The organism is Corallococcus aberystwythensis (assembly GCF_003612165.1).
Taxonomy (GTDB): Bacteria; Myxococcota; Myxococcia; order Myxococcales; family Myxococcaceae; genus Corallococcus; species Corallococcus aberystwythensis.
Map to the genome: position 1 here is coordinate 1 of NZ_RAWK01000344.1, position 9,062 is coordinate 9,062.

9 protein-coding genes are annotated in these 9,062 nt (G+C 70.7%); 4 read left to right on the plus strand and 5 right to left on the minus strand.

The features are described 5' to 3' along the window. Positions 1-135: 135 nt before the first annotated feature. A complete protein-coding gene (locus tag D7W81_RS36765; protein WP_120560040.1) occupies positions 136-1,167 on the plus strand; it encodes an SHOCT-like domain-containing protein in 1,032 nt (343 codons plus the stop codon). Positions 1,168-1,247: 80 nt separating this feature from the next. Here D7W81_RS36765 and D7W81_RS36770 read toward each other — a convergent pair whose 3' ends face one another. Further along, positions 1,248-1,898 (minus strand): hypothetical protein, encoded by a 651-nt coding sequence (locus D7W81_RS36770; protein ID WP_120560041.1) that lies wholly within the window; start codon positions 1,896-1,898, stop codon positions 1,248-1,250. 10 nt (positions 1,899-1,908) lie between these two features. Continuing rightward, positions 1,909-2,724: an endonuclease I family protein gene (locus D7W81_RS36775; RefSeq protein WP_120560042.1), complete on the minus strand. Its 816-nt coding sequence runs from the start codon at positions 2,722-2,724 to the stop codon at positions 1,909-1,911. Positions 2,725-3,004: 280 nt separating this feature from the next. Here D7W81_RS36775 and D7W81_RS36780 point away from each other — a divergent pair, with 280 nt between their 5' ends. Next, positions 3,005-3,967: a TIGR01777 family oxidoreductase gene (locus D7W81_RS36780; protein ID WP_120560043.1), complete on the plus strand. Its 963-nt coding sequence runs from the start codon at positions 3,005-3,007 to the stop codon at positions 3,965-3,967. 2 nt (positions 3,968-3,969) lie between these two features. Next, positions 3,970-4,851: an alpha/beta hydrolase gene (locus tag D7W81_RS36785; RefSeq protein ID WP_120560044.1), complete on the plus strand. Its 882-nt coding sequence runs from the start codon at positions 3,970-3,972 to the stop codon at positions 4,849-4,851. Here D7W81_RS36785 and D7W81_RS36790 read toward each other — a convergent pair. Further along, the gene (locus D7W81_RS36790; RefSeq protein ID WP_120560045.1) at positions 4,846-5,910 is read right to left on the minus strand and encodes a helix-turn-helix domain-containing protein; all 1,065 of its coding nucleotides are present in this window, start codon (positions 5,908-5,910) and stop codon (positions 4,846-4,848) included. The genes D7W81_RS36785 and D7W81_RS36790 overlap by 6 nt on opposite strands. A gap of 3 nt (positions 5,911-5,913) precedes the next feature. Then, positions 5,914-6,984, minus strand: a complete 1,071-nt coding sequence (locus D7W81_RS36795) for a helix-turn-helix transcriptional regulator (protein WP_120560046.1) — start codon at positions 6,982-6,984, stop codon at positions 5,914-5,916. A gap of 181 nt (positions 6,985-7,165) precedes the next feature. On the opposite strand from D7W81_RS36795, the gene D7W81_RS36800 reads away from it, so the two are divergent. Next, positions 7,166-7,504, plus strand: a complete 339-nt coding sequence (locus D7W81_RS36800) for a tellurite resistance TerB family protein (protein WP_208721600.1) — start codon at positions 7,166-7,168, stop codon at positions 7,502-7,504. Between the two features lie 10 nt (positions 7,505-7,514). Here D7W81_RS36800 and D7W81_RS36805 read toward each other — a convergent pair whose 3' ends face one another. Further along, positions 7,515-8,885 carry a TAXI family TRAP transporter solute-binding subunit gene (locus D7W81_RS36805; RefSeq protein ID WP_120560048.1) on the minus strand — a complete coding sequence of 457 codons (1,371 nt, stop codon included), beginning with the start codon at positions 8,883-8,885 and terminating at the stop codon, positions 7,515-7,517. Between the last annotated feature and the right edge of the window lie 177 nt (positions 8,886-9,062).

The following is a 9,062-nucleotide window of genomic DNA, read 5'->3' on the forward strand; positions in this document are numbered from 1 at the left end:
CCCTGCCCCGCCGCCGCCTCCGTCCCGGGAGCGCGGCTCACCGCGCCGGGCGCAGATTCTCGATGACCTCGCGGCCGGGCTCATCGACGCGGACGAGGCCGCTCAACGTCTCAAGAAGGCACGGGAGTAACCACCATGATGGACCCTGAAGCCACGCCGTCCTCCGACGCCTCGTCGTCCGCGCGCGACGGTTCCCAGCGCCACGCGATTCCGTGGGGGCAGCACGCGGAGCTGGAGCTGCACGCGCTCGCCGCCACGCTCGTCGTGTCCGCGTTGCCGGAGGGCGAGAAGCCCTACCTGGTCACGCACGGCCGGATGGAGGCGCGCATCCAGGAACACGGCCGCCTGACGAAGGTGGAGCTGGTGCCGCGCGAGGCGGGCTTCCTGTCGCTGTTCTGGCGCCAGGGCGGACAGGCGGAGCTGTTCGTGCCGCCCGACGTGAAGGCGAAGCTCCAGCTGGACGCGGGCGCCGTGCGCATCGCGGGCCTGAAGGACTGCGAGCTGGAGCTGTCCACCGACGCGGGCACGGCGAGCCTGCGCGACGTGCACGGCAAGCTGACCCTGCGCACCGGCGCGGGCCGCATCATCGGCGAGCGCGTGGGTGGCACCTTCCACGTCCACGCCGCCGCGGGCGCGGTGAAGCTGGACGTGGACGCGCTGGACGTGGGCGAGCACCGCATCGGGACGCAGGTGGGCGCGGTGGAGATCCGCCTGGTGTCCGGGCTGGACGTGAACATCTCCGCCCACACGTCGCTGGGCTCCACGCAGACGCGCTACCCGTCCAACCCGCAGGCAGCCACGACGCTCCTGATGGAGACGGAGCTGGGCTCGGTGCGCATCCGCGAGTCGGGCCGTTCAGCCCGCGAGGAGGCGGAGGGCTGGGAGGAGGACTCGCTGCGCTGGCAGCGTCAGGCGGAGCGCTGGCAGCGCCGCGCGGAGCGCCACGCGAACCAGTGGGCCCATGCGTGGGCGAACTCGTGGGGCGCGCCGTCCTGGGCGGGCCCGGGCGCCCGTCACCACCACCGGCCGCAGCCGCCCATGCCACCCCAGCCGCCCCAGTCCCGGGGCATCCCCGACGAGGAGATGCGCCGCGTGCTGGACCTGGTGGAGGCCGGCAAGCTCAGCGCGGAGGACGCCCAGAAGCTGCTCAAGGCCATGCAGCGGTGATGCTCGTCCCTCGCGGTCGCCCAGGAGCCCGCCCGCGGAGGGCGAAGCGGCTGAAGAACCTGACCTCGCCCTGACGCCGCTCAGGCGCCCTGGGTGAGGAAGCGGAAGGGCCGCACGCAGTCCTCGCGGGTGCAGCGGAAGAGGTAGCCCCGGCCGTTGTCGCCGAAGTCCAGGCCGAAGGGCATCGCGGCCAGCTGCGCGATGAAGCGCATGGGCGCGTCACAGCACTCCGGCGTCGCCTCGCCGTTGAGCCACCCGGGCACGCCGCCCACCTTGCTCTCCGGCGCCTCCTCCTGCGCGCGGTCCAGCGCGGTGAGCTGCTCCTCGGTGGCGTCGTTGACGTCCACCGACAGGGCCTCGGTGTCCTCGGTGGCGGGCTCGAAGCCGAGCGTCCATTCCGCGTACGGCTTCACCGGCCCCGGGGGCGCGCTCACGGACGGCGCGCCGGCCTGCACCGGCACCGCCGCGTTGGCGCCCTCCTCCGGGTCCCACCGGAAGCAGACGGTGTCGGGGTTCTCGCACTGGAAGACGTGGACCGACGCGTGTGGCGTGAGGTCCAGCCGTCCTTCGACGTGCGGCAACTGGAAGAGGAAGCGCTGCGGCCCGCCGCACATGGCGCAGGCGGGCCACTCCAGGGGTCCCGGGGCCTCGGGCGTGCCCCCCACCTTCAAGAGGGGGACACCGGTGCGGCCAGGGACGAGCGCCCACAGGGGCGCGAGCGGACGGGACATTCCGCGGACTCTAGAAGTCCGCGATGCGGTCGGCCAGTGACGCGTCGTCCACGAAGGGGTTGCGGTTCTGCTGGTAGGTCTCGATGACGTCGTTGCGCTTCACTTCCGCGGCGTCCACCTTGTCCAGCGTGTTCCACTGCTTGAGCACGGCCTCGTCGTCCGCCGGGATGTGCTTGTTGTAGACGGTGGAGAAGTAGAACAGCGCGCGCGCCACGTTTCCCTTGTGCGCGTCGGGCGGCTCGAAGACGGTGCGGCCCTTCTCGTCGGTGCCGAACCTGGCGCCGTTCTCCTCCCACTTCACGTTCTTCACCGTGCCGAAGGGGTAGTTGCCCCGGATGGAGTTGGCCTTGCTGTCGGTGGGGAACAGGTGGTGCAGGTCCGCCTTCGCCGCGCCCGTGGCGCCCTTGGACTGGGGCCAGGTGTGCTCGGTGTTCATCACGTTGCTGCTGGGAATCTTGTTCGTCTTCAGTTCCTTGCCCGTGTAGACGCACGTCACGACGCCGTCGTGGTTGTCCAGGGTGGTGAAGATGACCTTGCGCGCCTGGTTGTAGCCCAGGTCCTTGTGCTTGCTGACCGCGTCATGCAGGGCGTTGATCAGCGCCTGGTCCTTCAACCCGTCGTAGCGCGGGTCCGGCTTGGACGGCGGCACGTCCTCCACCGGCACCTGCGGCGCGGGCACCGGCGTCGTGGGCGTCTTCGACGGGGCGCGGGCCTCGAACGTGGAGACCGAAGAGAACGCCTTCGGGGTGCGGGCCGTGGAGGCCGGGGCCGGCGTGGCGGCCGTCGAGGTGCGGGACACGGAGAGCGGGCGGGACGGGATGATCATGGACGGCCCTCGGGACTTCGAGGTGGGGGATGACCCATTTTCGTCCAGACGCGCCCCCGGTTGCGTGACGCACCGCATTTTCCCTTCGCGCCGGTGGGTTTTCTCCGCCCGACCCGGGACATCCTGGGAAAGCCCCCTCCGCCGGGCCCCGGAGCCAGGGAAAAGCGGGGCTCATCGCCGGCACCAGGACGGCCTGGGGGGCCGGGTTCCGGAGCCGGGCGGCGCGGACGGGGCGCGCGCTATGCCTTCCGGCGACACACGAACCGAGGGGGCTGCATCCATGAAGGTCGTGATTCCGGGTGGCACGGGCCAGGTGGGCGCACTGCTGGCGCGGGCGTTCCTCGCACGGGGCGACGAGGTCGTCCTCGTCAGCCGGGGAGGCCAGGGCGAGGCGCGCACGGTGTCGTGGGACGGACGCACCCTGGGTAATTGGGCGAAGGAGGTGGACGGCGCCGACGCGGTCATCAACCTGGCGGGGCGCAGCGTGAACTGCCGCTACACGGAGGAGAACCTGCGTCAGATGATGGACTCGCGGGTGGACTCCACGCGGGTGGTGGGCCAGGCCATCCAGCGGGCCGCGAAGCCGCCGCGCGTGTGGCTGCAGATGAGCACCGCGACGCTGTACGCGCACCGGCTGGACGCGCCCAACGACGAGGCCACCGGCCTCATTGGCGGGGACGAGCCCGGCGTGCCGGCGTACTGGAAGCGCAGCATCGACATCGCGCAGGCGTGGGAACGCACGCTGGCGGAGGCGGACACGCCCCACACGCGCAAGGTGGCGCTGCGCACCGCGATGGTGATGAGCCCGGACAAGGAGGGCATCTTCGACGTGCTCCTGGGCCTGACGCGCCGGGGCCTGGGCGGGCCCGCGGGCAGTGGTCAGCAGTACGTGTCGTGGATCCACGGCCAGGACTTCGTGCGCGCGGTGCAGCTGCTGCTGGAGCGCGACGACCTCAGCGGGCCGGTGAACCTGGCCGCGCCCAATCCCCTGCCCCAGCGCGAGCTGATGGCGAAGCTGCGCGAGGCGGCGCACGTGAGCGTGGGGCTGCCAGCGGCGAAGTGGATGCTGGAGGTGGGCGCGTTCTTCATGCGCACGGACACGGAGCTGCTGCTCAAGAGCCGCCGCGTGGTCCCCGGGCGCCTGCTGGACGCGGGCTTCACCTTCGAGTACCCCGACTGGGGAACCGCCGCGAAGAACCTCGTCGAGCGCTGGCGCGCGGGTGGCGGGCCCGTCCGGAGCTGACCGTGTCCACGAAGAAGTACCGCGTCCGCTGGGGTCGCATCACCGCGCTGGGGCTCGCCTTGGGCGCGCTGGGCACGGGCGGGGTCACGGCGGCGCGAGGCCTGCGCGCGGCGCAAGCGCTGGTGCATCCGGCGCGCATCCCGGTGACGAAGCCGTCCGGCACGGAAGCGCTCACGGGCCTGGAGGACGTGTCCTTCGAGGCCGCGGGGCGGAGGCTTCGCGGGTGGTACGTCCCATCGCGCGATGGGACCGCGGTGGTGCTGGTGCACGGCTTCGCGGACAACCGCACGCGGGTCCTCTTCGAAGCGCGGGCACTGGCCGGGGCGGGGCACGGCGTCCTGCTGTTCGATTTGCACGGTCAGGGCGAGAGCGAGGGCGACGCGGTGGGCTGGGGCGACAGCGAGCGCGAGGACGTGCGCGCGGCCCTGGCCTTCGTGCGCGCCCGGCCCGACGTGACGCCGGGACGGGTGGGCCTGTTCGGCTTCTCCATGGGAGGCACCACGGCCCTGCTGGTGGCGCAGGAGGACGCGCGGGTGAAGGCGGTGGCGGTGGCGGGCGCGTTCCCGGATCTCGCGGGGGACATGGGCTCGCATTACGGGCTGAGCACCTGGGCGGTGCTCTGGGGCCTGCGCCGGTCCGGCATCGACGTGGACGCGGTGCGCCCCGTGGACGGGATGTGCCGGCTGGAGGGCCGGCCGCTCTTGCTCATCAACGGAGGCCGCGACCCGGACGGCCCCCAGAAGCTGGGCGGCCAGCTCTACCGCGCGGCCTGCGAACCCCGTGAGCAGTGGGTGGTGCCCGAAGCGGGCCACGGCGAGTACGCCCAGAAGAACCCCGAGGGCTACGCGCGGCAGCTGCGTGACTTCTTCGGCCGCGCGCTATGAGCGGCGCCCGCGGGTGACGAAGTCCAGCCGCCCCTCGGTGTCGGTCCTCCGGTAGATCTCCTTCGTGTGCTCCTTCACCGTATTGAGGGCGAGCTTGAGCTCACGGGCGATGTCCTCATCCCTGGCCCCCTCGTTCAACAGGTCCGCCACCTTAAGCTGCTGGGGAGACAGTTTCCGGGACCACTCCTCCCGCATCCAGTGCAGCTCCTCGACGATGCGGACCTCGTACAACGTGCAGCCCGGGCGCAGCACCGTGGAGGGCTTGAAGCTCACCTTCAGGGTGTCGAGGCCCCTCGGCTTTGTCAGGGTCCTCTGATCAGGAGGCGGGACGCCGTCCAGGCTCGAAAGCCACTTCACGAAGGTCACCCAGTCCGCCGGCACGTCATGGCTGAGTTCCCTGGGAGTGGGGTACCAGTCGTTCACCACGTCCCTGGCGGTGCCCGTCTCCTCCACGCGGCGGCCCAGGGCGTTCAGGACCATCCCGGCCCACGGCTCCCTTGAAAGCGCCGACAGCAGGTCACCCCGGAAGCGCTCGGCCTGGAAGTCCTGGACGGTGTCCACCGCCTCCTTGATGGCGGGGATGAACGACTGGAGCAGCAGCTCATCCCGGAGGGAGAACTCCCTGGCGGATTCCTTGTACATCGCCAGGCCCCCCAGGAACTTCGCCCGGGTCTTGAACAGCAGCGTGGCCAGCACGCGCCGCAGCTTCAAGCCAGCCCTCACGCTGTGCTCGAAGGTCTCCGTGCGCTCCAGCGGAACGCCCTGAAGCATCACACCGTCCCTCGCCGCGCGGTTGGGCCGGCTCAGGGTGTACTGGTACACGAAGCACCGGGGCGCCCACGCCGAGTACCCCTGGAGCAGGGGCTTCACGGTCGGAGCCTCCCACTCCAGTCCCGGGGAGTTGTCCACGTGGGAGAACCCCACCGCGAGGTGCTCCGCCTTGCAGACGAGGAGCATCACGTCCTCGATGGCCTTGTAGATGTCCGCGAAGGTCCTGACGCCAATCAGGCGCCGCTCCATCTCACGGATCAACCGCAGCTCGCGCGATGTGAAGTTCACGGGTTACTCCCGGCGGCCCCTGGCGACGAACTCCGCGCGGCTGTGGACGCCGGTCTTCTCGAAGAGGGACTTGATGTGGACCTTCACCGTCTCCACGGAGCACCCGAGCCGGGGACCAATCTCCTTGTTCGCCAGGCCCTCGTGGAGACAGTCCGCCACGCGCGACTCCTGGGCGGTGAACTTCTCCTTCCAGTCCGGGCGCATCCAGTGGGCCCGCTCGTGCATGCGCACCTGCCACAGGTTGCGGCCGCCCCAGCTGACGGCGGACGGGCTGAACGTCACGTCCAACCGGTCCGCGCCGCGCTCCAGCGTGAGGGATTCCAACCGGGGATCCACCGCGACGTCGAAGCGGGACAGCGCCATCACCCGCTCCATCCAGGCCCGGGGCACGCCGTCGCTGAGCTCGTGGGGCGCGAACCACCGCTCCAGCAGCGGGATGGCCGGCCCCGTGTCCGCGACCTTCCGCCCCAGGCTGTTGAGCACCAGCACGGGGCTCGAGCCCATCGCCAGGGCCTTGAGCAGGTCCCGCTCGAAGCGCAGGGCGTAGAACTCCTGGAGCCGGGCCACCGCCCGGGAGATGTACGGGAGGATCTGCTGGAGGAACCACTGCGCCCGGACCGAGAAGGGCCGCGAGGACTCGCGGTACATCGCGATCCCCCCCTTCAGGTCCTGCTCCGTGAAGAGCAGCGACGCCAGCACGCGCTTGAGCTTCAGCCCCGCGCCCTGGCTGCGCCGGAAGGTCTCCGTCTCCGACAGGGGCTGCCCCTGGAGCATCTGGACATCACTGAGCACGACGTTGGGCTGCACCACCGTGGCGCGGAAGACGAAGTCCTCCTGCACCCATTCGGCGTAATCCTTGAGGAGGGGGTGGACGGTGTCCGTCTTCCATTGCAGGCCCGCAGTCCCGTCCGGATTCGCGCAGCCGACCGCGAGGTGATCCGCCTCGCAGAGCTTGAGCAGGGCGGAGGAGAGGGCCTCGTAGACGTCCTCGAGGGTCCGGGCGTTGCCCAGCGCTTCCTTCAGCTCCGAAATCAACGCCTGCTCACGCGACAGGAACTTCCGTGCCTTGCCCATGGGTACACCCCCGTTGCCAATACCCAACAAGTATTAGAGGGCGGAAACGGGGCCCATCCCTCCAAAGAGGTATGGACAACCTGTCGGGCACAGGGCCTCTCCCGGCGGGGCGGTGACGTCGGGCTGGACGGCTCCCCCCCTGGCAGGTCAGCCTGGACCGCTCCGGAGGACCTGAATCCCCATGGCTGCCCCGCTGCCCCCTGAGTCCCAGTTCCACATCGAAGTCATCAAGCTCCTGCTCCAGGTGGCCACCAGCGACGGCCGCGTCACCCGCGAGGAGATCGACTCCATCATCGACACCGCGCGCGGCTTCAGCGTGCCCCTGACGGAGCTCAGCGTCCTCACCCGCTGCCTGCACGAGGGCAAGCCGCTCCCCCCTCCGAACCTGAGCGTGCTGCGCGAGGACCCGCGGGCCGTCCTCGACGCCGTCCACACCCTCATCGCAGGCGACGGCCAGGTGCACGAGGCCGAGATTGCAATGGCCCGGCAGATCCGCGAGATGCTCGGCCTGGCGCCCTGAAGTCTTCGCGCTACGCGGGCACCTGCATCGGGTGCGCGTCCTTGTGCTCGGGCGCGCCCGCCAGCCTGCGGGTGAGCCGGCGCCGCACGACGTCCACGTGCTCGCGGAAGAAGTACAGGTTCTCCGCGTAGGCGATGGGCACCGCGATGCGGTTCACCTCGCGCTCGGCCTCCTCCAGCCGCTTGAGCATGTCCTGGAGCATCTCCTGGTCCGGGTCCTCCTCCAGCTGGATTTCAATCTCCTTCAGCCGCGCGTACCACCGGTGGATGCGCGAGCGCACCCGCCACAGGAGCGCCGCGGGCACCGCGCGGCCCAGCGGCACCACCACCGCGATGATGGGCACCAGCATCACCCACAGCCGGTCCACCAGGTTCGCCGCCCAGAACGGCAGGTAGCGCTGGAGCAGCGGCACGCCCGTCGCGTAATAGCGCTTCGCCTCGCTGCTCAGCGGGAAGCCCGCCGCGAGCGGCGCGGGGAACTCGCCCGTCTTGTCCAGCAGGCCCGCCGTACCGGAAATCTCACTGGCCGCGCGCATCAACAGGTACGCGAGCGCCGGGTGCAGGGAGTCCCGCGCCAGCAGGAGCGCGTTGGGCGCGAGCACCACCACGTCCTGGTCCGGCACGTTCTTCGCGAAGTCGAACACGCCCTGCGGCAGCACGTGGCGCGACAGGTACGGGTAGCGGCGCGTGTACGCCTCCGCGCGCGTGAAGCTGAGCAGCCGCACGTCCTTCACCGCCGCCAGCTTCTGGATGCGCGGCGACTCCGCCGGTGACACCAGGAACACCGCGTCCACCTTGCCCTGCGTCAGCGCGTCGATGGCCGCGTCCCGCTCCAGCGGCAGCAGCTCCGTGGGCGCCGCGTCCACCTTGTTCGCCTGGAGCAGCGTCATCGCCAGCGCGCGCGTGCCGCTCTCCTCGGGGCCTACGGCGATGCGCTTGCCCTGGAGGCCGCGCACGTCGTCCACGGGCTCGCCCCGGTAGAAGACCCACAGGGGCACGTAGGAGAGGCTCCCCAGCGACGCCACGTGCTCCGGCACCTCCTGCCCCTTGCCGCCGGTGGTGCCGCTCTGCGCGAAGGCGATGTCCACGCCGCTGTCCTCCGCGGCCAGCAGCGCCACGCTGCCCACGGAGCCCTTCGTGGTGCGCAGCTCCAGCGTCACCCCCTGCTGCGCGAGGAACTTCTGGTAGCGCTTCGCCATGTAGTTGAAGCCGCCCTCGTCCGGCGCCAGCGCCATCACCAGCGTCTTGGGCGGCGCGGGCTTGACGAAATAGAACGTCACCGCGAATGCCACCGCGATGAGCAGCGCCGCGGGAGCGACGGCGATCCACAAATCGCGCCGCAACGTGCGCTTGAGCTGCGCCTTCAACGTGTCCGTCTTCATGAGGATGCGCAGTATACCGACCGCGCCGTGCGGGGCCCCGCCGTACACCGCGTCGCTCCAAGCAGGCAGGCACGCCCCGACCTGGGGGCACTTGGCGCATCAACTTGCGCGACACACCCTCCCTCCCAGGCCTTTCTGAAGGGGTGCGGCATGGGTTGGCGCGGCGGGTGGGTGATG

Coding starts and splice junctions, on each gene's coding strand:
- D7W81_RS36765 (WP_120560040.1), top strand. CDS start 136: ATGATGGACCCTGAAGCCACGCCGTCCTCCGACGCCTCGTCGTCCGCG.
- D7W81_RS36770 (WP_120560041.1), bottom strand. CDS start 1,898: ATGTCCCGTCCGCTCGCGCCCCTGTGGGCGCTCGTCCCTGGCCGCACC.
- D7W81_RS36775 (WP_120560042.1), bottom strand. CDS start 2,724: ATGATCATCCCGTCCCGCCCGCTCTCCGTGTCCCGCACCTCGACGGCC.
- D7W81_RS36780 (WP_120560043.1), top strand. CDS start 3,005: ATGAAGGTCGTGATTCCGGGTGGCACGGGCCAGGTGGGCGCACTGCTG.
- D7W81_RS36795 (WP_120560046.1), bottom strand. CDS start 6,984: ATGGGCAAGGCACGGAAGTTCCTGTCGCGTGAGCAGGCGTTGATTTCG.
- D7W81_RS36800 (WP_208721600.1), top strand. CDS start 7,166: ATGGCTGCCCCGCTGCCCCCTGAGTCCCAGTTCCACATCGAAGTCATC.
- D7W81_RS36805 (WP_120560048.1), bottom strand. CDS start 8,885: ATGAAGACGGACACGTTGAAGGCGCAGCTCAAGCGCACGTTGCGGCGC.